The organism is Pseudomonas sp. PSB18 (genome assembly GCF_014596565.1).
In the GTDB taxonomy this organism is placed as follows: Bacteria; Pseudomonadota; Gammaproteobacteria; order Pseudomonadales; family Pseudomonadaceae; genus Aquipseudomonas.
This window is the reverse complement of sequence record NZ_NOIN01000001.1, coordinates 861,744-884,084: the sequence shown is the minus strand read 5'-3', so window position 1 is coordinate 884,084 and position 22,341 is coordinate 861,744. Positions and strand designations below refer to the sequence as shown.

21 protein-coding genes and 1 pseudogene are annotated in these 22,341 nt (G+C 59.9%); all 22 read left to right on the top strand.

Translation table 11 applies throughout. From position 1 onward, the window contains the following. Positions 1–70 precede the first annotated feature (70 nt). Complete coding sequence (locus tag CGA22_RS03920; RefSeq protein ID WP_256223036.1) at positions 71–1,036, top strand: NAD-dependent epimerase/dehydratase family protein; 966 nt, start codon at positions 71–73, stop codon at positions 1,034–1,036. A 240-nt stretch (positions 1,037–1,276) separates the two neighbouring features. After that, positions 1,277–2,203 carry a ketoacyl-ACP synthase III gene (locus tag CGA22_RS03915; RefSeq protein WP_041020362.1) on the top strand — a complete coding sequence of 309 codons (927 nt, stop codon included), beginning with the start codon at positions 1,277–1,279 and terminating at the stop codon, positions 2,201–2,203. Between the two features lie 332 nt (positions 2,204–2,535). Next, positions 2,536–3,384, top strand: coding sequence for a flagellin domain-containing protein (locus tag CGA22_RS03910; RefSeq protein WP_041020335.1), 849 nt, complete (start codon positions 2,536–2,538; stop codon positions 3,382–3,384). A 72-nt stretch (positions 3,385–3,456) separates the two neighbouring features. Beyond that, positions 3,457–3,822 carry a flagellar protein FlaG gene (locus tag CGA22_RS03905; protein WP_041020336.1) on the top strand — a complete coding sequence of 122 codons (366 nt, stop codon included), beginning with the start codon at positions 3,457–3,459 and terminating at the stop codon, positions 3,820–3,822. 82 nt (positions 3,823–3,904) lie between these two features. Further along, complete coding sequence (gene fliD / locus CGA22_RS03900; RefSeq protein WP_041020337.1) at positions 3,905–5,335, top strand: flagellar filament capping protein FliD; 1,431 nt, start codon at positions 3,905–3,907, stop codon at positions 5,333–5,335. Between the two features lie 132 nt (positions 5,336–5,467). Beyond that, the gene (fliS, locus tag CGA22_RS03895; RefSeq protein ID WP_041020338.1) at positions 5,468–5,863 is read left to right on the top strand and encodes a flagellar export chaperone FliS; all 396 of its coding nucleotides are present in this window, start codon (positions 5,468–5,470) and stop codon (positions 5,861–5,863) included. Positions 5,864–5,875: 12 nt separating this feature from the next. Next, positions 5,876–6,172 (top strand): hypothetical protein, encoded by a 297-nt coding sequence (locus CGA22_RS03890; RefSeq protein WP_041020339.1) that lies wholly within the window; start codon positions 5,876–5,878, stop codon positions 6,170–6,172. 169 nt (positions 6,173–6,341) lie between these two features. Beyond that, complete coding sequence (locus CGA22_RS03885; RefSeq protein ID WP_041020340.1) at positions 6,342–7,817, top strand: sigma-54 dependent transcriptional regulator; 1,476 nt, start codon at positions 6,342–6,344, stop codon at positions 7,815–7,817. A 187-nt stretch (positions 7,818–8,004) separates the two neighbouring features. Beyond that, the gene (locus CGA22_RS03880) at positions 8,005–9,195 is read left to right on the top strand and encodes a sensor histidine kinase (RefSeq protein WP_177329215.1); all 1,191 of its coding nucleotides are present in this window, start codon (positions 8,005–8,007) and stop codon (positions 9,193–9,195) included. A 5-nt stretch (positions 9,196–9,200) separates the two neighbouring features. Then, entirely contained in the window at positions 9,201–10,580 is a 1,380-nt protein-coding gene (fleR, locus tag CGA22_RS03875) for a sigma-54-dependent response regulator transcription factor FleR (protein WP_041020342.1), read from the top strand. A gap of 215 nt (positions 10,581–10,795) precedes the next feature. Continuing rightward, positions 10,796–11,122: a flagellar hook-basal body complex protein FliE gene (gene fliE / locus CGA22_RS03870; protein ID WP_041020343.1), complete on the top strand. Its 327-nt coding sequence runs from the start codon at positions 10,796–10,798 to the stop codon at positions 11,120–11,122. Positions 11,123–11,137: 15 nt separating this feature from the next. Further along, positions 11,138–12,922 (top strand): flagellar basal-body MS-ring/collar protein FliF, encoded by a 1,785-nt coding sequence (fliF, locus tag CGA22_RS03865; protein WP_041020344.1) that lies wholly within the window; start codon positions 11,138–11,140, stop codon positions 12,920–12,922. Continuing rightward, positions 12,915–13,934 carry a flagellar motor switch protein FliG gene (gene fliG, locus CGA22_RS03860; RefSeq protein ID WP_024778656.1) on the top strand — a complete coding sequence of 340 codons (1,020 nt, stop codon included), beginning with the start codon at positions 12,915–12,917 and terminating at the stop codon, positions 13,932–13,934. Before fliF ends, fliG begins: the two co-directional genes overlap by 8 nt. A gap of 7 nt (positions 13,935–13,941) precedes the next feature. Next, positions 13,942–14,772, top strand: a complete 831-nt coding sequence (gene fliH, locus CGA22_RS03855; protein ID WP_041020345.1) for a flagellar assembly protein FliH — start codon at positions 13,942–13,944, stop codon at positions 14,770–14,772. Next, the gene (gene fliI, locus CGA22_RS03850; protein WP_041020346.1) at positions 14,762–16,120 is read left to right on the top strand and encodes a flagellar protein export ATPase FliI; all 1,359 of its coding nucleotides are present in this window, start codon (positions 14,762–14,764) and stop codon (positions 16,118–16,120) included. The genes fliH and fliI overlap by 11 nt, the downstream gene beginning before the upstream one ends. A gap of 6 nt (positions 16,121–16,126) precedes the next feature. After that, complete coding sequence (fliJ, locus tag CGA22_RS03845; protein WP_041020347.1) at positions 16,127–16,576, top strand: flagellar export protein FliJ; 450 nt, start codon at positions 16,127–16,129, stop codon at positions 16,574–16,576. A gap of 103 nt (positions 16,577–16,679) precedes the next feature. Continuing rightward, positions 16,680–16,979 (top strand): annotated as a pseudogene (locus CGA22_RS03840) (STAS domain-containing protein); the annotation flags it as partial. A 96-nt stretch (positions 16,980–17,075) separates the two neighbouring features. Further along, a complete protein-coding gene (locus CGA22_RS03835) occupies positions 17,076–18,782 on the top strand; it encodes a fused response regulator/phosphatase (protein WP_041020348.1) in 1,707 nt (568 codons plus the stop codon). Between the two features lie 31 nt (positions 18,783–18,813). After that, positions 18,814–19,158 (top strand): Hpt domain-containing protein, encoded by a 345-nt coding sequence (locus CGA22_RS03830; RefSeq protein WP_041020349.1) that lies wholly within the window; start codon positions 18,814–18,816, stop codon positions 19,156–19,158. Positions 19,159–19,259: 101 nt separating this feature from the next. After that, the gene (locus CGA22_RS03825; RefSeq protein WP_041020350.1) at positions 19,260–20,627 is read left to right on the top strand and encodes a flagellar hook-length control protein FliK; all 1,368 of its coding nucleotides are present in this window, start codon (positions 19,260–19,262) and stop codon (positions 20,625–20,627) included. A 202-nt stretch (positions 20,628–20,829) separates the two neighbouring features. Continuing rightward, positions 20,830–21,333 carry a flagellar basal body-associated protein FliL gene (gene fliL / locus CGA22_RS03820; protein WP_041020351.1) on the top strand — a complete coding sequence of 168 codons (504 nt, stop codon included), beginning with the start codon at positions 20,830–20,832 and terminating at the stop codon, positions 21,331–21,333. A 9-nt stretch (positions 21,334–21,342) separates the two neighbouring features. Next, on the top strand, positions 21,343–22,311 hold the full coding sequence (fliM, locus tag CGA22_RS03815) for a flagellar motor switch protein FliM (protein WP_003184019.1): 969 nt from the start codon (positions 21,343–21,345) through the stop codon (positions 22,309–22,311). Positions 22,312–22,341: the final 30 nt, after the last annotated feature.

Below are 22,341 nucleotides of genomic sequence, written 5' to 3'. Positions count from 1 at the left end.
CCTAGGGTCGCCTGTCGTCGCTGCCGATATCCAGCGAGTCGCACGTTACCTTGGCCCCCGGGAACTGCTGGTGGGCCAGCGCATTTTACTTACCGGCTGCACGGGGTTCTTCGGTAAATGGTTGCTCGCCACGCTTGCTCATCTGAATCAGGACGGCACGGGCATTGAAGTAACAGCGGTGTCCCGCTCGCCGCAGGCGTTTCTGTCCGAATATCCCGAGTATGTCGGTTCGGGTTGGATCAAATGGTTGCAGCATGACGTCCAGGCACCCCTGGATATCGCGCTGGGAGCACGGTTCGATCTGGTGATACATGCCGCCACCGATACCTTGGCCGGTGCCCATGCCGACCCTCTACGCATTTACGACACCATTCTGGGCGGCGCCCGTCATATCCTCGATCTGGCGGTACGAACGGGGACCCGGCGCATTCTTTTTACCGGGACCGGGGCGCAATACGGGCCTCTTGAGTTTGGTCATCCGGTGCCGGAAACCAGTCGGTCGTCCTGCCCCAGCCATCTGGTCGGCAGCGCCTATGCCGAGGCCAAACGCGCCCAGGAGACGCTGGCCGCCATCTATGCCCAGAAACACGGGCTGGAGATCGTCCTGGCCCGTTGTTTTGCTTTTTCCGGGCCGGGAATAGCGCTGGATGCGCATTTCGCCATCGGTAACTTCGTGAGGGATGCCCTATGGAAGGACGAACTGCTGCTTCACTCCAGTGGGCGAGCCGTGCGAAGTTACCTTCATGGTGCTGATCTGGCGGTCTGGTTGCTGACAATGCTGGTTCGAGGTGCCCCCTCTAATGCTTATAACGTCGGGTCTGACAAAGGACTGACAATCGCCGAGTTGGCCTGTAAGGTCGTCGACCGTATCTCACCGGGCAAACAGGTGAAGATTCTGGGGATCGACGAGGCGATGCAGACACGTTCCTATTACGTACCCGACATTGAAAAAGCCCGGGGACTGGATCTTGATGATTGGACCTCGCTGGATCAGTCCATCGACAGCATGGCTAGATGGATTCGGGAAAATCACTGAAATCCGCAGGTTTTTCTCCCGTCGAAATCCGGGCTCATGAGGTCAGATAAATCATTTCATGAGTAAAACGGCGTGACGCATAGGTCATAAAGTGCATCTTCAATGTATTGTGTTCCCCGGACTGAAGGCGCGTTCAGCTCATCGAGCGTCGTGTTCAGCTTCGCGGTTCAATCGTTATGACGCACCCCCGCCGCGTTTTGGGGTACATATTCAGTAGCTATTTATGATCGGGAAGCCATGATGATTGGCATAAAAAGCATAGCGAGTTACGTGCCGACCGCTGGTGTGGATAACTACGCTCAGGGTGCCAAGTTCGAGAAGGATGAAGAATTCATCCTTGGAAAGATCGGTTCGGCGTTCCTGCCGCGCAAAAGCGCCGACCAGGAAACCTCGGACCTGTGTGTTGAAGCGGTGAATGCGTTGTTCGCCAGCAATCCCGAGCTCAAGCGCGAGTCGATCGATGCGCTGATCGTCGTCACTCAGAACGGTGACGAGGAAGGATTGCCTCATACCGCCGCCATCGTGCAGGACAAGCTGGGCCTGCCGACCCATGTCGCGGCGTTCGACATCTCCCTGGGTTGCTCGGGCTATGTGTACGGCATTTATGCCTTGAAAGGTTTCATGGAGGCGGCAGGGCTGAAGAATGGCCTGCTGGTGACGGCCGACCCCTATTCGAAGATCGTCGACCCGGAAGATCGCAACACCACCATGTTGTTCGGTGATGCCGCCACTGCAACCTGGATGGGTGAGGAGGCAATCTGGCAACTGGGCAAGGCCAAGTTCGGCACCGACGGTTCCGGTGCGCCGCACCTGAAGGTCAGTGACGGTGTGTTTTTCATGAACGGACGCCAGGTGTTCAACTTTGCCTTGTTGAAAGTGCCGGCCCACTTGCACGAATTGCTGGGCGAATCGTCATTGCAGCCCGATGATATCGACGCGTTCTGCATCCACCAGGGCAGCGCGGCGATTGTCGATGCCGTGGCGCGACGTTTTGAAGACAAGCCCGAGAAATTCATCAAGGACATGGTGGAGACCGGAAATACCGTGTCCTCGAGCATTCCACTGCTGCTGGAAAAACACGCCCTGGATGCCAGCTGGAAACGTGTGGCAATCAGCGGTTTCGGTGTCGGCCTGTCATGGGGCTCAGCGATTCTCTATCGCGACTGAACCACCTGAGATGTGATGTGGGAGCGGACTTGCCCGCGAAGGCGTTGGTACATTCAGCACTGATACAAGCTGAGCCACCGCTTTCGTGAGCAAACCCGCTCCCACTTTTTTTGCCTGAAATTTGCCAATGCAGATTTCTGGCGCCATTTTTCGAGCCTTTTTCCTGCGTTAAGCCCTTGTTTTTCAAGGGGTGGCCACCTGCTAGTAAATTTTTTGAAAAAAGCCCTCAAGCAAGTTCCCAAGCCGACGATAACTATTACGAAGGTTCTCTAGGCCAACCCGGCGGTTGCCAAGGCCGGAAGCCGCAGTACCCAACCAACGAGGAATTCGTCATGGCTTTAACAGTAAACACCAACGTCACATCCTTGGGCGTACAGAAGAACCTGAACAAGGCTTCCGATGCTCTGTCCACCTCGATGACCCGTCTGTCTTCCGGCCTGAAAATCAACAGCGCCAAAGACGACGCCGCCGGCCTGCAGATCGCTACCCGTATCAACTCGCAGATCCGTGGTCAGACCATGGCGATCAAAAACGCCAACGACGGTATCTCCATCGCTCAGACCGCTGAAGGCGCGATGCAGGAACAAACCAACATCCTGCAACGTATGCGTGAACTGGCTGTTCAGTCCCGCAACGACAGCAACAGCTCGACTGACCGTGACGCTCTGAACAAAGAGTTCACCCAGATGAGCGCTGAGCTGACCCGTATCGCCAACAGCACCAACCTGAACGGCAAGAACCTGCTCGACGGTACTGCCAGCACCATGACCTTCCAGGTCGGTTCCAACACTGGTAGCTCGAACCAGATCACTCTGACCCTGAGCGCCAGCTTCGACGCTGACACCCTGGGTGTCGGTTCGGCAATCACCATCGCCGGTTCGACCAGCGCCGTTGCTGAAACCAACTTCTCGGCTGCTGTTGTTGCAATCGACGCTGCACTGGCGACCATCAACTCCTCGCGAGCTGACCTCGGTGCTGCACAAAACCGTTTCACCAGCACCATCGCCAACTTGAACAACATCAACGAAAACGCCAGTGCTGCACTGGGTCGCGTACAAGACACCGACTTCGCTGCTGAAACTGCCCAGCTGACCAAGCAGCAGACTCTGCAACAGGCTTCCACTTCGGTTCTGGCCCAGGCCAACCAACTGCCATCCGCTGTACTGAAGCTGCTTCAGTAATAGCCGGATGAGTTTTAGCGGGGGAGTGCGCTTGCGTACTCTCTCGCTTTTTCCGTTCAAGAGGTGATGGACATGGATATGAGCGTGAAGCTGAACTTGTCTTATCCAGCGGCGAAGCCGGCACCCACCGTGGTCGACAAGCCAGTGGAGAAGCCTCGAGCCGATGCTTTGGTTGTGGCGCCGGTCAAGGAAGCCCCTAAAGATGCAGCTGCCGAGCAGGAAAAACTCAAGAAAGCTGTCCAGGAGATCGAAAAGTTCGTTCAATCGGTCAAGCGTAACCTGGAGTTTTCCATTGATGAGCCTTCAGGCAAAGTAGTGGTCAAAGTGATTGCCAGCGATTCCGGTGAAGTGATTCGCCAGATCCCGAATGAAGAAGTTCTGAAACTGGCCAATAGTTTGAATGATGCAAATAGCTTGTTGTTCAGCGCAGAAGCCTGACAACTGGCACGAATTTTGTTGCTATGTTCTTTTGGGCGTTGTAGTGGTCAAAAGGCCGGCGACATACTGAAGGGAGTTTCACATGGCAAGTCCAATTCTACCTGGCTTGGGTCTCGGTTCCGGCCTGGATACAACAGCCATCGTCAAAGTCCTGGTGGACTCTGACAAGGCGGCCAAGCAAGGCCAGATTACTCGCGCGACGACGGCCAACACCAACAGCATTTCCGGGGTAGGCACCCTGAAGTCCCTGCTGGCATCCTTCAAGGCCGCCATGACGTCTCTGTCCAGCACAACCACGCCGCAATTTGCCGGTTTTGCTGCGACATCTTCCGCAACCAGTTATGTTACCGCCACGGCCAGCAATACGGCTGTCGCCGGCAACTACACCGTCAAAGTCGATAACATCGCTACGTCGTCCAAGGTCACCAGCGCGGCTTTCGCCGGTGGTACCACCAGTGCCATTCCCACAGGCACGTTGACCATTGCGCAGAACGGCGTTAACTACAATCTCAACGTTGCGAGCGGAGCGACCCTGCAATCGGTTCGCGACTCGATCAACGCCGATACATCGCTGAAGTCCGCCGGTATCAGCGCCAACATCGTCACCGACTCTTTTGGTTCGCGCCTGGTACTGGGGTCGAGCACGACCGGTGCAGGCTCCGATATCTCGGTCAGCGGCATTGCCGGGCTGGAGATCGACGGGACCAACGTCGTGGGCGCGGGCGGTGCCGCGTTGACGGCGACTTCGGCCGGTGCCATCGGTGCCATCGCGACCGATGCCAAGTTCTCCATTGATGGCATGGCGTTGACCAGCAAGAGCAACACGGTCGACAAGGCGATCTCGGGGCTGACGTTGAACCTGGTTGCCGGTGGAACGAATGCCATTTCAACCGTGACCGTTGCGCCCAACAACGATGGTCTGAAAGCTTCGATCCAGAAATTCGTGGACGCCTATAACGCAATCGCGACCAACATCACTGCGCTGACGAAGCCGTCGCTCGATGCGGATGGCAACCCTACCGTTGCGGCCAAAATGACCGGCGACGCGTTGCCTCGTTCGATTCTGGCGACGATTCGGGGGCCGTTGTCGGAAACCGGGGCGGGGGACAAGCTTACGGTACTGGCCCAGTTGGGTATCACCACCAACCAGTCGACCGGCGCCTTGGACTTCAACACCACCAAGTTCAACACGGCGATGAACGACAAAAAGCTCAGTGGTGAAGTCCAGACGATGTTTACCGGCACCAATGGTTTGCTGGAGCGCATGACCAATGCCATCGACCCTTATACGAAGACGGGTGGGATCCTTGATCAGCGGACCACGGCGCTGAACAAGACCCAGACCCGACTGACGAACGATCAGGCCGCGCTTGATCGCCGGGTAGAGACCCTGACCGCCGTATTGACCAAGAAATACAACGATATGGATGCCTTGGTGGGCAAGCTGAAAGCCACCGCCAGCAACATTACCTCCATGTTCGAGGCCATTTCGGCGCAGCAGAAGAACAGCTGATTCCGAGTGATACGAGAAAGCCCGGTTGCGTCCATGACGCTCCGGGCTTTTGGCTTTCTTGACCTAAAGTTTTTTGACGCGGCGTCGATAAACTGTTTATACGAACCGAAGATTTTTTTGATGAGGTAGAACATGAATCCGATGTTAGCCCTTCGCCAATACCAGAAAATTGGCGCCCAGGCGCAAACCTCCGAAGCAAGTCCCCATCGCCTGGTGCAAATGTTGATGGAGGGCGGCCTTGATCGTATCGCCCAGGCAAAAGGGGCGATGGAACGCAAGGACATCGCCAACAAGGGCATCCTGATCAGCAAGGCCATCGGCATCATTGGAGGCCTGCGCGAGGGGTTGGACATGGAGAATCAGGCCGAGTCGGTGACTGAGCTGGATAACCTCTATGCCTACATGATCAAGCGTCTGACCGACGCCAATATCCAGACCGACCCGAAGATCCTCGACGAAGTCGCCGGTCTGCTGCGCACGGTCAAAGAAGGCTGGGATGGCATCGCCGCACCTGGTCCGCAATTCTAAGGAGTGCTCCCCATGAGTCTTGTCTTGCAGCGAATAGAACAAACCCGTGATGCGTTGGTCGATGCCCTGGCCGAGCGTAACTGGGAGGCAATCGGTCAGTTGGACATGACGTGCCGTTCCTGCATGGAAGACGTTCTGAGCGAGTCAGAGCTGGACGAGGCGGCGTTGCGCAATAATCTTGAGGAATTGCTGGGGGTCTACAAGCAATTGCTCGAGGCGGCAACGGGGGAGCGTCAGGCGATAGTCGACGAGATGTCGCAAGTCCATCAAGCACAAAACGCTGCAAAGGTTTACCATCTGTTCGGTTAATGCTCAGTTAATCCGAACAAAGTGCGCCATAAATTTGACTGTGCACCGTTTTTTGACTTAACTAGTAGCTGTTTACAGATTTCAGGCGTCTACAGGCATGACAAGTCTGCAAGCGTCTAGCTTGCCCCCTAATTTCGGGCACTGAGTTGACTAGGGAAGTTGCTATTGCATGTGGCGTGAAACCAAAATTCTCCTGATCGATGACGACAGCGTCCGCCGCCGTGACCTGGCGGTGATTTTAAATTTTCTTGGCGAAGAAAATTTACCTTGCGGAAGCCATGACTGGCAGCAGGCCGTCGGCTCGCTGGCGTCCAGTCGTGAAGTCATTTGCGTCCTTATCGGGACCGTAAATGCCCCCGCAACTCTTTTGGGCTTGCTAAAGACACTCTCAACCTGGGATGAGTTCCTTCCGGTTTTGTTAATGGGCGAAAATTCTTCCCTTGACTTGCCTGAAGACCAGCGTCGTCGAGTGCTTTCCACGCTCGAAATGCCGCCCAGCTACAGCAAATTGCTCGATTCGCTGCATCGCGCCCAGGTTTACCGGGAGATGTACGATCAGGCCCGTGAGCGTGGTAGGCATCGCGAACCCAACCTTTTCCGCAGCCTTGTCGGCACCAGCCGGGCGATCCAGCACGTGCGCCAGATGATGCAGCAGGTCGCCGATACGGACGCCAGTGTGCTGATCCTGGGTGAGTCGGGCACCGGCAAGGAAGTGGTTGCGCGCAATCTGCATTACCACTCCAAGCGTCGCGAAGCGCCGTTCGTGCCGGTGAACTGCGGTGCGATACCGGCCGAGTTGCTGGAAAGCGAGCTGTTCGGGCACGAGAAGGGCGCCTTCACCGGTGCGATCACCAGCCGGGCCGGGCGTTTCGAACTGGCCAACGGCGGCACCCTGTTTCTCGACGAGATCGGTGACATGCCGTTGCCGATGCAGGTCAAGCTGCTGCGGGTCCTGCAGGAGCGCACCTTCGAGCGCGTGGGCAGCAACAAGACCCAGAGCGTCGACGTGCGGATCATCGCCGCGACCCACAAGAACCTCGAGAGCATGATCGAGGTCGGCAGTTTCCGCGAAGACCTCTATTACCGCCTCAATGTGTTCCCGATCGAAATGGCCCCGTTGCGTGAGCGCGTCGAGGATATTCCGCTGCTGATGAACGAGCTGATTTCGCGCATGGAGCATGAAAAGCGTGGTTCGATCCGCTTCAATTCGGCGGCGATCATGTCCCTGTGCCGTCATGGCTGGCCGGGCAACGTTCGTGAATTGGCCAACCTGGTGGAGCGCATGGCGATCATGCATCCCTATGGTGTGATCGGTGTGGCTGAGCTGCCGAAGAAATTCCGCTACGTCGACGACGAAGACGAGCAGATGGTCGACAGCTTGCGTAGCGACCTGGAAGAGCGCGTGGCGATCAACGGTCACACACCGGATTTCACCAGCAATGCCTTGCTGCCGCCGGAAGGGCTGGACCTCAAGGATTACCTGGGTGGCCTGGAGCAAGGGCTCATCCAGCAGGCGCTGGACGACGCCAACGGCATCGTGGCCCGTGCAGCGGAACGCCTGCGCATCCGTCGCACCACCCTGGTTGAGAAGATGCGCAAGTACGGCATGAGCCGTCGTGAAGGCGATGAACAGGCGGATGATTGACGCCTGCTTCATGATCGTCTGATTTTTTGTGGGGAGGGGATAATCCCCTCCCCACAAAGTCCCAGCTACAGCTTGATTCCTGTTTACCACCTTTCGGCACGGCTATTGCTAAAGCTCTCTCAACAGACCGTTTAAATGACGGTCAGCCAAGCGAGAGAGTTCGATGAGCCAAGCCGCCCACGTCCAGATGCCTCCTGTCCCTGAATCTGGGCTTATGCCGTCCGCCGAGCAGGCAAGCCGCGCTGGACTTGAGCAGGCGTTTTCGCTGTTCAACCAGATGTCCAGCCAGTTGACCGATTCCTACAGTCTGCTCGAAGCCCGGGTCACTGAGCTCAAGGGCGAATTGGCGGTTGTCAGCGCCCAGCGCATGCAGGAGTTGGCGGAAAAAGAGCGCCTGGCCAACCGGCTTCAGAACCTGCTCGACCTGTTGCCTGGCGGCGTCATCGTCATCGATGCCCATGGCTTCGTTCGCGAAGCCAACCCTGCGGCCTGCGAGCTGCTCGGGTTGCCGCTCGAAGGTGAGCTGTGGCGACACGTCATTGCGCGTTGTTTTGCTCCCCGCGAGGACGATGGGCATGAGGTGTCCCTCAAGGACGGCAGGCGCTTGTCCATTTCGACACGTTCGTTGGATGCCGAGCCCGGCCAGTTGGTGCTGCTCAACGACCTGACTGAAACCCGTCACCTGCAGGATCAGTTGGCTCGCCACGAACGCCTGTCGTCCCTGGGACGTATGGTGGCGTCCCTGGCTCACCAGATCCGCACGCCGCTCTCCGCTGCGCTGCTGTACGCCAGTCACCTGACCGAGCAGCAGCTACCAATGGACACTCAGCAACGCTTCGCCGGACGTCTGAAAGAGCGCTTGCATGAGCTTGAGCATCAAGTGCGGGACATGCTGGTGTTCGCCCGCGGCGAATTGCCCTTGACCGACCGCGTCACCCCGAAAGCCCTCTTGCAATCCCTGCAGGCCGCGGCATTGACCCATGTGCAGGGCCTGCCGATCCGCTGGCAGTGCGACAGCCATGCCGGGGAAATCCTCTGCAACCGCGACACTTTGGTGGGCGCGGTATTGAACCTCATCGAGAATGCCATCCAGGCCAGCGGCGAGGATGTGCGACTGAAGGTTCACCTGTATAGCCGCGACAACAGCTTGCGCCTGTGTGTCAGCGACAATGGCGGCGGCATCGAGCCCGCAGTGCTGGCGCGTCTCGGCGAGCCGTTCTTCACCACCAAGACCACCGGGACCGGTCTCGGCCTGACCGTGGTCAAGGCAGTGGCCCGTGCCCATCAGGGAGAGTTGCAACTACGTTCGCGGCTGGGGCGTGGCACCTGTGCGATGGTGTTCCTGCCGCTGTTTTCCGGCGCGCCGGAGGTGGAGTGAAGTCGATGGCGATCAAGGTGTTGCTGGTTGAGGATGACCGGGCCCTGCGCGAGGCGTTGGCCGACACGCTGGTGCTGGCCGGGCACGATTACACTGCAGTCGGTTCGGCGGAGGATGCGTTGCTCGCCGTAGGCCGGGAAACCTTCAGCCTGGTGGTCAGCGATGTGAACATGCCGGGCATGGACGGCCATCAATTGCTGGGGCTGTTGCGTGCTCGCCAGCCGCAGTTGCCGGTCTTGCTGATGACGGCCCACGGGGCGGTCGAGCGGGCGGTGGACGCCATGCGCCAAGGCGCTGCGGATTACCTGGTCAAGCCGTTCGAGCCCAAGGCACTGCTCGATCTGGTGGCGCGTCATGCGCTGGGCGTTCCAGCGGTCGAGGGGGAGGGCCCGGTGGCGCTCGAACCGGCTAGCGCACAATTGCTCGAATTGGCCGCGCGGGTGGCGCGCAGCGATTCCACCGTGTTGATTTCCGGTGAGTCGGGTACCGGCAAGGAGGTGCTGGCGCGCTACATCCACCAGCAATCCCGTCGCGCCAACGAACCGTTCATTGCCATCAACTGCGCGGCGATTCCCGACAACATGCTCGAGGCGACCCTGTTCGGTCACGAAAAGGGTTCGTTTACCGGTGCCATTGCGGCGCAAGCGGGCAAGTTCGAGCAGGCCGACGGCGGCACTATTCTGCTTGATGAAATTTCCGAAATGCCTCTGGGCCTGCAAGCCAAGCTGTTAAGGGTGTTGCAGGAGCGGGAAGTGGAGCGGGTGGGGGGGCGCAAGCCCATCAGCCTGGATATCCGCGTGGTGGCGACCACCAACCGGGATCTGGCCGGAGAGGTGGCGGCAGGACGTTTTCGCGAGGACCTTTACTACCGTCTGTCGGTATTCCCCCTCGCCTGGCGTCCATTACGCGAGCGCACTGCCGATATCCTGCCGCTGGCCGAGCGTCTGCTGGCCCGGCACGTCAATAAAATGAAGCATGCGACGGCAAGGCTTTCGCCCGAGGCCAAGGCCTGCCTGGTCGCCTACCCCTGGCCCGGCAACGTGCGGGAGCTGGACAACGCGATTCAGCGTGCGTTGATCCTGCAGCAGGGTGGCTTGATCCAGCCGGAGGACTTTTGCCTGGCAGGTCCCGTGGCGTGCGCGCCATTACCGGCGCTGGCGCCAGTCCCGCCGAGGGTGGAGGTGGAAAGCGAGTCGGCCGGAGCGCTGGAAGACGACCTGCGTCGGCGCGAATTCCAGATGATCATCGATACCCTGCGCGCCGAACGCGGCCGTCGCAAGGAAGCGGCCGAGCGCCTGGGCATCAGTCCGCGCACCCTGCGCTACAAACTGGCGCAGATGCGTGACGCGGGGATGGATGTCGAGGCGTATCTGTTCGCCAGTTGAGCTGTTTAAGCCGGAAATCCCTTGTGGGAGCGAGCCTGCTCGCGAAGGCGGCGGGTCAGCCAATGCAGATGTTGACTGGTCCACCGCTTTCGCGAGCAGGCTCGCTCCCACACGAGTTTATTGTTATCGCCATGGAGCTGGCACCCTTGTTGCTAACACCTGTGTACCCATCGAGTAAGCGTCAAAAAAACGCGGGCCGCCAGAGAGAGTAGACCATGAGCCAAGGTATTGAATTTAATCGGTTGATGCTGGATATGCGGGCCATGCAAATGGACGCCATGTCGCAGCCTAAATCGGTCGCGGTCCCCCAGGTGGGCGGCAGCAGTTTTTCCGACATGCTTGGTCAGGCCGTCAATAAAGTGAACGATACCCAGCAGGCGTCGAACCAACTGGCCAGTGCTTTTGAAATTGGCAAAAGTGGCGTCGACCTGACCGACGTAATGATTTCTTCGCAGAAAGCCACTGTCTCGTTCCAGGCGCTGACCCAGGTTCGCAATAAACTGGTCCAGGCCTACCAAGACATCATGCAGATGCCGGTCTAAGGAAACTATTGAGTCATGGCAGAAGCAGCCGTAGATAACGTTCCGGCCAAGGCCACCCCACCAGACGGCAAACCGCCGCTGTTCGGGCTGTCCTTCCTGGAAAACCTCTCCGAGATGACCATGTTGCGTCAGGTGGGCCTGTTGGTCGGCCTGGCTGCCAGCGTGGCGATTGGTTTCGCCGTGGTGCTGTGGTCCCAGCAGCCAGACTACCGTCCCCTGTACGGCAGCCTGGCGGGTATGGACGCCAAGCAAGTCATGGAAACCCTGGCTTCCGCCGACATTCCCTATACCGTCGAGCCGAACTCCGGTGCGTTGCTGGTCAAGGCCGACGACGTGTCGCGTGCGCGCCTGAAGCTGGCCGCCGCCGGCGTGACGCCGACCGATGGCAACATCGGTTTCGAAATCCTCGACAAGGATCAGGGCCTGGGTACCAGCCAGTTCATGGAAGCGACCCGTTATCGTCGCGGCCTGGAAGGTGAGCTGGCACGTACTATCTCCAGCCTGAACAACGTCAAGGGTGCCCGTGTGCATCTGGCGATTCCGAAAAGCTCGGTGTTCGTGCGCGACGAGCGCAAGCCAAGCGCGTCGGTCCTGGTTGAGTTGTACCCAGGCCGTTCCCTGGAACCAGGCCAGGTCCTCGCCATCGTCAATCTGGTGGCGACCAGCGTCCCCGAGTTGAGCAAGTCCCAGATCACCGTGGTCGACCAGAAAGGCACCTTGCTGTCTGACCAGGCGGAAAATTCCGAACTGACCATGGCCGGCAAGCAGTTCGATTACAGCCGTCGCATGGAAGGCATGCTGACCCAACGGGTGCACAACATTCTGCAACCGATCCTGGGTAATGATCGCTACAAGGCCGAAGTTTCGGCAGACGTGGATTTCAGCGCGGTCGAGTCGACGTCCGAGCAGTTCAACCCCGATCAGCCGGCGTTGCGCAGCGAGCAGTCGGTGAACGAGCAGCGCACCGCCAGCAACGGTCCGCAAGGCGTGCCCGGCGCCCTGAGCAATCAGCCGCCGTCGCCGGCCAGCGCGCCGCAAACCACTGGGGGCGCTGCGGGTGCCGCCGGCATGATACAGCCAGGCCAGCCGCTGGTGGACGCCAACGGCCAGCAGATCATGGACCCGGCCACCGGCCAACCGATGCTGGCGCCGTACCCGGCCGACAAGCGTCAACAATCGACCAAGAACTTCGAACTCGACCGCTCCATCAGCCACACCAAGCAGCAGCAGGGCCGCTTGACGCGCCTGTCGGTTGCAGTGGTGGTGGACGACCAGGTCAAGGTCAACCCGGCCAATGGCGAAACCAGCCGTGCGCCATGGAGCGCCGACGAATTGGCGCGCTTCACTCGCCTGGTCCAGGACGCCGTGGGTTTCGACGCCAGCCGTGGCGACAGCGTCAGCGTGATCAACGTGCCGTTCTCCTCGGAGCGTGGCGAAGTCATCGCCGATATTCCGTTTTATTCGCAACCCTGGTTCTGGGATGTGGTCAAGCAAGTACTGGGTGTGGTGTTCATCCTGGTACTGGTATTCGGCGTGCTGCGTCCGGTGCTCAACAACATCACCAATGGCGGCAAGAACAAGCAGTTGGCGGGCTTGGGCGATGTAGAGCTGGGAGGCATGGGCGGCCTGGATGGCGAATTGGCTAACGATCGCGTCAGCCTCGGCGGGCCGCAGAGCATTCTGCTGCCAAGCCCGAGCGAAGGCTATGACGCTCAGTTGAACGCCATCAAGAGTCTGGTGGCAGAAGACCCGGGTCGTGTGGCCCAGGTCGTGAAAGAGTGGATCAACGCAGATGAGTGATAATCGAGCCGCTGTTGCCAAATTGTCCCGGGTCGACAAAGCCGCGATTCTGCTGCTGTCCCTGGGCTCGACCGACGCTGCCCAGGTGTTGCGCCACATGGGGCCCAAGGAGGTCCAGCGTGTGGGCGTGGCCATGGCCCAGATGGGGAACGTGCACCGCGAGCAGGTCGAGCAGGTGATGAGCGAGTTCGTCGACATCGTTGGCGATCAGACCAGCCTGGGCGTAGGTTCCGATGATTACGTGCGCAAGATGCTCACCCAGGCCCTGGGCGAGGACAAGGCCAACGGCCTGATCGACCGGATCCTGTTGGGTGGCAACACCAGCGGCCTGGACAGCCTCAAGTGGATGGAGCCGCGGGCGGTAGCCGACGTGATCCGTTACGAGCACCCGCAGATCCAGGCGATCGTGGTGGCCTACCTCGATCCGGACCAGGCCGGTGAAGTGCTGGGCAACTTCGACCACAAGGTGCGCTTGGACATCATCTTGCGGGTGTCTTCGCTCAACACTGTGCAGCCGGCTGCCCTGAAAGAATTGAACCAGATTCTCGAGAAGCAGTTCTCGGGCAACTCCAATGCCTCGCGCACCACCCTGGGTGGCATCAAGCGTGCGGCGGACATCATGAACTTCCTCGACAGTTCGATCGAAGGTCAACTGATGGACTCGATCCGCGAGTTCGACGAAGACCTGTCCGGTCAGATCGAAGACCTCATGTTCGTGTTCAACAACCTGGCCGATGTCGACGACCGTGGCATCCAGGCGCTGTTGCGCGAGGTGTCCTCCGACGTGCTGGTCCTGGCGCTCAAGGGCTCCGACGAAGGCGTCAAGGAGAAGATCTTCAAGAACATGTCCAAACGGGCGGCCGAACTGTTGCGCGACGACCTCGAGGCCAAGGGCCCGGTGCGCGTCAGCGACGTGGAAACCGCGCAGAAGGAAATCCTCACCATCGCCCGCCGCATGGCCGAAGCCGGAGAGATCGTGCTCGGTGGCAAGGGCGGCGAAGAGATGATCTAAGGTCGTTATGTCTGCCAAGAGTGATGATTCACCCAGCGACCTGATCCGCGCCCGGGACGTCGGTGGTTTCGACGTCTGGTCGTTGCCCAGCTTCGATCCCCACGTGCCCGAGCCTGAGCCGGAGCCGGTGGAAGAACTGCCGGAGATGGAAGAGGTGCCGCTGGAGGAAGTCCAGCCACTGACCCTCGAGGAAGTCGAGGGCATTCGCCAGGAGGCCTACAACGAAGGCTTTGCCATCGGTGAAAAAGAAGGCTTCCACAGCACCTCGCTCAAGGTCCGTCAGGAAGCTGACGTGGCCCTGACGGCCAAGTTGCGGGCGTTGGAGTCACTGATGCTCAACCTGTTCGACCCCATCGCCGAGCAGGACACCCAGATTGAAAAGTCCCTGGTGGGGCTGGTGCAGCACATCGCCAGGCAGGTCATCCAGCGTGAGCTGGCCATCGATTCGAGCCAGATCGAACACGTCATGCGCGAGGCCCTCAAGCTTTTGCCGTTGGGCGTGGGCAACGTGCGGCTGTACATCAATCCCCAGGATTTCGAGCTGGTCAAAGCCTTGCGCGAGCGTCATGAGGAAACCTGGCGCATCGTCGAAGACGAAGCCTTGTTGCCGGGTGGTTGCCGCGTGGAAACCGAGCACAGCCGCATTGATGCGACCGTCGAAACCCGTATCAGCCAGATCATGGCCAAGCTGTTCGACCAATTGCACGAACAGGCCTTGCACCCGGCCGCTGCCGATCTGAGCCTGGAGTTGCCGGACGAACCTCCGGCCGTTTCGCCCGTCGACCCGGACGGTGCCGAGTTGATTGCTGCTGAACCGGACGGCCGCGATGCGTCTTGAGCGCACCAGTTTCGGCAAGCGCCTGGGTAGCTACGCCGAGGCCACCGAGCTGGCCGGCCAGCCGATTCTCGAAGGGCGCCTGTTGCGCATGGTCGGCCTGACCCTCGAAGCCGAGGGCCTGCGTGCCGCCATGGGCAGTCGCTGCCTGGTGATCAACGACGACAGTTACCACCCGGTGCAGGTCGAGGCCGAGGTCATGGGCTTCTCCGGCAGCAAGGTGTTCCTGATGCCGGTGGGCAGCGTAGCCGGCATCGCCCCAGGCGCACGGGTGGTCCCCCTGGCCGATACCGGTCGCTTGCCCATGGGCATGAGCATGCTCGGACGGGTGCTGGATGGGGCCGGGCGCGCCCTGGACGGCAAGGGCGGGATGAAGGCCGAAGACTGGGTGCCGATGGATGGCCCGACCATCAACCCCCTCAAGCGCGACCCCATCAGCGTACCGCTGGATGTGGGCATTCGCTGCATCAACGGTTTGTTGACGGTCGGGCGCGGCCAGCGCCTGGGCCTGTTCGCCGGTACCGGCGTGGGTAAGAGTGTGCTGTTGGGCATGATGACCCGCTTCACCGAAGCCGACATCATCGTGGTGGGGCTGATTGGCGAACGGGGTCGCGAGGTGAAGGAATTCATCGAGCACATCCTCGGCGAAGAGGGCCTCAAGCGTTCTGTCGTAGTGGCATCGCCGGCGGATGATGCGCCATTGATGCGCCTGCGGGCCGCCATGTACTGCACCCGCATCGCCGAATATTTCCGCGACAAGGGCAAGAATGTCCTGTTGTTGATGGACTCGCTGACCCGTTTTGCCCAGGCCCAGCGGGAGATCGCCCTGGCCATCGGTGAGCCGCCGGCGACCAAGGGCTATCCGCCTTCCGTGTTCGCCAAGCTGCCGAAGCTGGTGGAGCGCGCCGGCAACGCCGAGAAGGGCGGGGGTTCGATCACGGCGTTCTACACCGTGCTGTCCGAGGGCGACGACCAGCAAGACCCCATCGCCGACTCGGCGCGAGGCGTGCTCGACGGTCACATCGTGCTGTCCCGGCGTCTGGCCGAGGAGGGCCATTACCCGGCCATCGACATCGAAGCGTCCATCAGCCGGGTCATGCCGTCGGTTATCAGTGCCGAACACATGAAGCGAGCCCAGCAGTTCAAGCAATACTGGTCGCGCTACCAGCAAAGCCGTGACCTGATCAGCGTCGGCGCCTATGTGCCTGGCGGTGACCGTGAAACCGATACCGCGATCAATCTCTATCCGGCAATGGCCGTTTACCTGCGCCAGAGCCTGAACGACAACATCGGCATGGGCGCCAGCGAAGCGCACCTGCAAACCATCTTCGCTCCGGTCGCCGGCGGGTAATCGGCCGTGGCCACGAGTCGTGCGGCGCGCCTGGCGCCGGTGGTGGACATGGCCGAAAAGGCCGAGAAAACTGCTGTCCAGCGGCTGGCCTATTTCCAGGGGCAGGTAGCCGTCGCTGAAAGCAAGTTGGCGGACCTCGAGAATTTCCGCCTCGAATACCAGGAACAATGGATCGCTCGCGGCAGCCATGGTGTTTCCGGCCAGTGGCTGTTGGGTTACCAAGGCTTCCTGGCGCAATTGGGGACCGCCATCGACCAGCAGCGCCAAAGCCTGGTCTGGCACCAGAACAATCTGGAGAAGGCACGCCAGAGCTGGCAAGAAGCCTTTGCCCGGGTAGAGGGGCTGCGCAAACTGGTGCAGCGCTATATCGATGAGGCGAGGCAGTTAGAGGACAAGCGCGAGCAAAAACTGCTGGATGAATTATCCCAACGCTTGCCACGCCAGGATTCGTTTTGATCATGAAGTCGGGATTTTGTCGGTTGGATGGGCCAAAACCTTGCTCAGTCCTTTACCAGATGCTAAACCTTGTACACGTATGTCCATGACAGGGAAGCCAACTATGTCAGTCGTTACCGAAGTATCCGATGATGGGAAGAAGCTGACGATTTCGATCAAGGGTCGATTCGATTTCGGACGGCATCAGGAATTTCGCGAGTCCTACGAAAAGCTCAATCGCAAGCCTGAAACCTACGTCGTGGACCTGAAGGATACAACCTATCTCGACAGCTCTGCGCTGGGCATGCTGCTCTTGCTCCGTGATCATGCCGGTGGCGAAGATGCCGACGTGAATGTCACCAACTGCGGTGCGGATGTGCGCAAGATTCTCGCGATTTCCAATTTCGACAAGCTGTTCGATATCGACGGCCCGAAAGACGACCGGTCGGAGAAGGACAAGCCGCAGGCAGGACATGCCCATCAAGACAAGTTCCATCCGGGCAAAGCCTGATCGACAGCCATGTTGTCCGATCTGGAGTCGCTGACGGTCCTGATTGCCGAAGACAGTGCCGCTGACCGACTGCTGTTGTCGACCATTGTCCGCCGCCAGGGCCATCACGTGCTCACCGCAGCCGATGGTGCCGAGGCGGTCGAAATCTATACGGAGCAACGTCCGCACCTGGTGCTGATGGATGCAATGATGCCGGTCATGGATGGATTCGAGGCGGCGCAGAAGATCAAACAATTGGCCGGCGACCAGTTGGTGCCGATCATTTTCCTCACGTCATTGACTGAAAGCGAAGGCCTGGCCCGGTGCCTGGAGGCCGGCGGTGACGATTTCCTGGCCAAACCCTACAACCAAGTAATCCTGGCTGCCAAGATCAAGGCCATGGACCGTTTGCGCCGGTTGCAGGCCACGGTCGTGGAGCAGCGTGACCAGATCGCCCGCCATCACGATTACCTGCTCAACGAGCAGCGGGTCGCCAAGGCAGTGTTCGACAAGATCGCCCATTCCGGCTGCCTGAGCGCGCCGAATATCCGTTACCTGCAATCACCTTATGCCCTGTTCAACGGCGACCTGCTGCTGGCTGCGTTCAATCCGGCCGGCGACATGCACGTTCTGCTGGGGGACTTCACCGGGCACGGCTTGCCGGCGGCGGTCGGCGCGATGCCGCTGGCGGAAGTGTTCTACGGGATGACCGCCAAGGGCTATGGCCTGGCGCAGATCCTGAGGGAAATGAATGCCAAGCTCAAACGCATCCTGCCGGTGGACATGTTCTGTTGTGCGACGCTGCTCTGCCTGGGCTTCCAGCGCTGCACAGTGGAAATCTGGAACGGCGGCATGCCCGATGGGTACTTGCATGACAGTCTCACTGGCGTGCGCACGCCACTGCCAGCACGGCACCTGCCATTGGGGGTGCTCACCCCGCAACTATTCGATGATCGTACCGAAGTGCATCCCATGGCGGTGGGTGACCGGGTGTTCCTGCTGTCCGACGGCGTGATCGATACCAGCGATGACGATGACCAGTTGTTCGGTGTCGAGCGGTTGCAGCAGGTGTTTGCCGCCAACCGTGAACCCGATTGTCTTTTCGAAGATATCCAGCAGGCCCTGCGAGACTTTCGCGGCGAGGCCCGCGACGATTTCAGCATGGTCGAAGTGCGGATGGTCGCGCCGACGCAACTCAACCCGCCGCCGCCGGTCTATTCCGATAGCGGCCAGTCCAGTCCACTGGATTGGTCGGTGAGTTTCGAGTTTCGGGCCCAGACGCTCAAGCGCTTCAACCCGATGCCGTACTTGCTGCAATTGCTGCTGGAAGTGCATGGGCTCAGAGCTCAGAGTGGCGCGCTTTACAGCGTTCTCTCGGAGCTCTATTCCAATGCCCTGGAGCATGGGGTGCTGGGGCTCGACTCGAGCATCAAGCGCGATGCGTCGGGCTTTGCGCGCTATTACATGGAGCGCAGTACCCGCCTGGATGAACTGGACGCCGGTCACATCCGGGTACATTTGCATGTCACACCCCACGGCGACGGTGGTCGCCTGGTGATTGAGGTTGAAGACAGCGGTGAGGGCTTCGATGTAGCCCGTGTATTGGCCCGACCGCTGGACAGTGACCGGTTGTCGGGACGTGGTGTAAGCCTGGTGCGGCAGTTGAGCCACCAGGCCTGTTGGTCAGACGATGGTCGTAGTGTCCGCGTGGAGTTTTTCTGGGAGGCTCTGGCATAATCCGCGCCACTCTTGATCAGGGAGCGAACAAGTGAACGAGATTCATCTGGACCGCGACGTGCTCAGCACGTTGAAGGAAGTCATGGAGGAAGGGTATCTGGAACTGCTGGATACGTTTCTCAACGATTCCGAAGCACGCCTTCGCGTGCTGCATGAGGCCCGCGACGCTGAAAAGCTGAGCGCCACCGCCCACAGCTTCAAGGGCAGTAGCAGCAATATGGGCGCTATCCGCCTGGCCGAACTGTGCGGTGAGCTGGAGCAGCGTGCCAAACAGCCTTCTCTTGGCGGCATCGAGAAACTGGTCAGTGAAATCGACAGCGAATTTGCTCATGTCCGAAATCTCTGCCAGGAAGAGCGCGAAGGCTTTCACTGCTGAGTGTTGATCTGCCAGGCATTGCCACTGTCCAAACGTTGGCCCGTCCCTTGCATTGTCCTGTCTCGACTGTACCTATGATTCAGTGCAGCGGAGACCTTTTTATGCCCGTTACGCCTAATACACTGCTTCAGGCCACTGCCCAGGCCAAGCCGCAGGCCGCCGTCAATCCGCCGGCAGCGGCCCCGGACCTCGGCAATAGAGCCTCCAGCTTCGCCCAGGTCTTCGCCCAGCAAGCCCCCGTCAAATCCTCGTCGGCCCCTGAGCCAGCGATGAAGCCGGTGCGCGACAAGACGCCTGACAGCAGCGTCAAAAAGGACGCCAGCGATGAAGCGGCTGCCGCCCCGGAGCCGACCGTTGCCGATAGCGGCAAACCCTTGCCCGCCGACAAGCCGGTCAAGGCGGATGGCACGGCAGACAAGGACGCCGATGCCGACGAGGCCGAGACCCCGGTAGCGGACGCGGCCCCTGCCGATCCTGCCATCGACCCGATGTTGCCGCCGGACATGGTTGTACCTGTGGTTCAAGCCGACGTGGCGCCCACGCCTGTGGTCGACGTCTCGACTGTGCCGCAAGTAGCGGCTGCCGTGGCGACTCCGGTCGCTCCGCTGGCTCCGGCCGTTCAGGCCGCGTCGCCGGAGGATCCGAAATTCGATCCCGAGGCCGATCCGCTCGACGCCTTGCCGGTGTTGCGATTGGCGATGGAGCAGGGCGGCCACGTTTCCGCTACCAGCCAATCCAAGACCGCCGCCCCCGCTCCGCTCGACAGTGCGCCGACGTCGGCCCAGACATTTGCTGCCGGCATGGCAAGCATGCTCACCGTGCAAGCCGACCAGGACAGTACCGGCCCTGGCAGTCAGAGTGGGGAAAAGGCATTCAGCGGTCTGATCGGCGAGGGTCTCAAGGACTTGAATGCGGCTTCCAGTGACACCCGCGTGGATGATTTCGCCAACCGCCTGGCGGCCCTGACCCAGGCCGCTACGCCCAAGACCGCCAATGCGGTGCCGGTCAACCAACCCATCGCCATGAATCAGAGTGGCTGGACCGAAGAAGTGGTCAACCGGGTGATGTACCTGTCGAGCGCCAATCTCAAGGCTGCCGACATCCAATTGCAACCCGCCGAACTCGGTCGCCTGGACATCCGGGTGAACATGGTGCCGGATCAACAGACCCAGGTGACCTTCATGAGTGCCCACTCCGGCGTTCGCGAAGCCCTCGAAGGCCAGTTGCATCGTCTGCGGGACAGTTTCGCCCAGCAGGGCATGGGCCAGGTCGATGTCAACGTGTCCGATCAGTCCCGTGGCTCACAGAACCAGAACCAGCAGGCGCAGCAACAGGCCCAGACCGGACGGACGTCATCCTCCGGCGGGCGAGTGGATTCGGCAGATGAGCATCTGCCGGCCAGTGTCGCTGAGGTGGCGGCCGCCACCACCAGCGTCATCGGTACCAGCGCGGTCGATTACTACGCCTGACCTGGTGTGCTAATCCCTTGTGGGAGCGAGCCTGCTCGCGATAACGGTAAACCAGTCACCCATAAAGTGTCTGAGCCACCGTTATCGCGAGCAGGCTCGCTCCCGCAGTTGTTTTCGGGTGTCGCAAATTATTTCTGGCATAACACTTGCTCCTGCCTTGCCATGCAAGCGTAAACCCCCCGATTAGTGACGGATTATTGGCATGGCGAAGAGCGAAGCAGCAGCTGTAAAAGACCCCGCAACCAAAGGCAAACTCAAGATGATCATCCTGATCGTAGTGGGTGTGCTCCTGGCGATCGGTGTGTCCGTGGGGGCAACCTGGTATTTCATGCACAGCGCTCAAAGCAAGCCGGCGGCGGTGGTCGAGGCCGCGCCAGTAGGCAAGCAGCCGGCGATCTTCGAGCCCATGGCGCCTGCGTTCGTCGCCAACTACACCCAGAATGGTCGTCAACGCTACATGCAGGTCAGCATCACGTTGCTGGGACGCAACCAGGCGGACCTGGAAGCGTTGCGGGTGCACATGCCGCTGATCCGCAACAATCTGGTGATGCTGTTCTCCGGACAGAATTTCGACACCCTTGCCACGCCCGTCGGCCAGGAAATGCTCCGTCAGAAAGCCACGGCCAGCGTGCAGGAAGTGGCTCAGAAAGAGCTCGGCAAAGTGGTGATCGAACAGTTGCTCTTCACTAACTTCGTATTGCAGTAGGAACCCGCCATGGCCGTGCAGGACCTGTTGTCCCAGGACGAAATCGACGCGCTGTTGCATGGTGTCGATGACGGCCTGGTGCAGACCGAAAACGCTGCTGAACCGGGCAGCGTCAAAAGCTACGACCTGACCAGCCAGGATCGCATCGTTCGCGGACGCATGCCGACCCTGGAAATGATCAACGAACGTTTTGCCCGCTACACCCGCATCAGCATGTTCAACATGCTGCGTCGTTCGGCCGATGTGGCAGTCGGTGGCGTGCAGGTGATGAAGTTCGGGGAGTACGTGCACTCGCTGTATGTGCCCACCAGCCTCAACCTGGTGAAGATCAAGCCGTTGCGCGGCACCGCGCTGTTTATCCTCGATGCCAAGCTGGTATTCAAGTTGGTGGACAACTTCTTCGGCGGTGACGGTCGTCACGCCAAGATCGAGGGCCGTGAGTTCACCCCGACCGAGTTGCGGGTCGTGCGCATGGTGCTGGAGCAGGCTTTCGTCGATCTGAAGGAAGCCTGGCAGGCGATCATGGAAGTGAACTTCGAGTACATCAACTCGGAAGTGAACCCGGCCATGGCCAACATCGTCGGTCCGAGCGAAGCCATCGTGGTATCCACCTTCCACATCGAGCTCGATGGCGGTGGCGGGGACCTGCACGTGACCATGCCGTACTCGATGATCGAGCCGGTGCGCGAAATGCTCGACGCCGGTTTCCAATCCGATCTCGACGATCAGGACGAGCGCTGGATCAACGCGTTGCGCCAGGACGTGCTGGATGTCGACGTGCCGATCGGTGCGACGGTTGCCCGGCGTCAGTTGCGCCTGCGGGACATCCTGCACATGCAGCCGGGGGATATCATTCCGGTCGAAATGCCGGAGGACATGATCATGCGTGCCAATGGCGTACCGGCCTTCAAGGTCAAGATGGGCTCTCACAAAGGCAACCTGGCGTTGCAGGTGATCGAGCCGATCGAACGCCGTTGAGCAAGGTCGAACGCTTTAGTTTGTAGCTGA

Bases quoted from the DNA above. Each gene is read 5' to 3' on its own strand.
- CGA22_RS03915 (WP_041020362.1), top strand. From the start codon at position 1,277: ATGATTGGCATAAAAAGCATAGCGAGTTACGTGCCGACCGCTGGTGTG.
- CGA22_RS03910 (WP_041020335.1), top strand. From the start codon at position 2,536: ATGGCTTTAACAGTAAACACCAACGTCACATCCTTGGGCGTACAGAAG.
- CGA22_RS03905 (WP_041020336.1), top strand. From the start codon at position 3,457: ATGGATATGAGCGTGAAGCTGAACTTGTCTTATCCAGCGGCGAAGCCG.
- fliD (WP_041020337.1), top strand. From the start codon at position 3,905: ATGGCAAGTCCAATTCTACCTGGCTTGGGTCTCGGTTCCGGCCTGGAT.
- fliS (WP_041020338.1), top strand. From the start codon at position 5,468: ATGAATCCGATGTTAGCCCTTCGCCAATACCAGAAAATTGGCGCCCAG.
- CGA22_RS03890 (WP_041020339.1), top strand. From the start codon at position 5,876: ATGAGTCTTGTCTTGCAGCGAATAGAACAAACCCGTGATGCGTTGGTC.
- CGA22_RS03885 (WP_041020340.1), top strand. From the start codon at position 6,342: ATGTGGCGTGAAACCAAAATTCTCCTGATCGATGACGACAGCGTCCGC.
- CGA22_RS03880 (WP_177329215.1), top strand. From the start codon at position 8,005: ATGCCTCCTGTCCCTGAATCTGGGCTTATGCCGTCCGCCGAGCAGGCA.
- fleR (WP_041020342.1), top strand. From the start codon at position 9,201: ATGGCGATCAAGGTGTTGCTGGTTGAGGATGACCGGGCCCTGCGCGAG.
- fliE (WP_041020343.1), top strand. From the start codon at position 10,796: ATGAGCCAAGGTATTGAATTTAATCGGTTGATGCTGGATATGCGGGCC.
- fliF (WP_041020344.1), top strand. From the start codon at position 11,138: ATGGCAGAAGCAGCCGTAGATAACGTTCCGGCCAAGGCCACCCCACCA.
- fliG (WP_024778656.1), top strand. From the start codon at position 12,915: ATGAGTGATAATCGAGCCGCTGTTGCCAAATTGTCCCGGGTCGACAAA.
- fliH (WP_041020345.1), top strand. From the start codon at position 13,942: ATGTCTGCCAAGAGTGATGATTCACCCAGCGACCTGATCCGCGCCCGG.
- fliI (WP_041020346.1), top strand. From the start codon at position 14,762: ATGCGTCTTGAGCGCACCAGTTTCGGCAAGCGCCTGGGTAGCTACGCC.
- CGA22_RS03835 (WP_041020348.1), top strand. From the start codon at position 17,076: ATGTTGTCCGATCTGGAGTCGCTGACGGTCCTGATTGCCGAAGACAGT.
- CGA22_RS03825 (WP_041020350.1), top strand. From the start codon at position 19,260: ATGCCCGTTACGCCTAATACACTGCTTCAGGCCACTGCCCAGGCCAAG.
- fliL (WP_041020351.1), top strand. From the start codon at position 20,830: ATGGCGAAGAGCGAAGCAGCAGCTGTAAAAGACCCCGCAACCAAAGGC.
- fliM (WP_003184019.1), top strand. From the start codon at position 21,343: ATGGCCGTGCAGGACCTGTTGTCCCAGGACGAAATCGACGCGCTGTTG.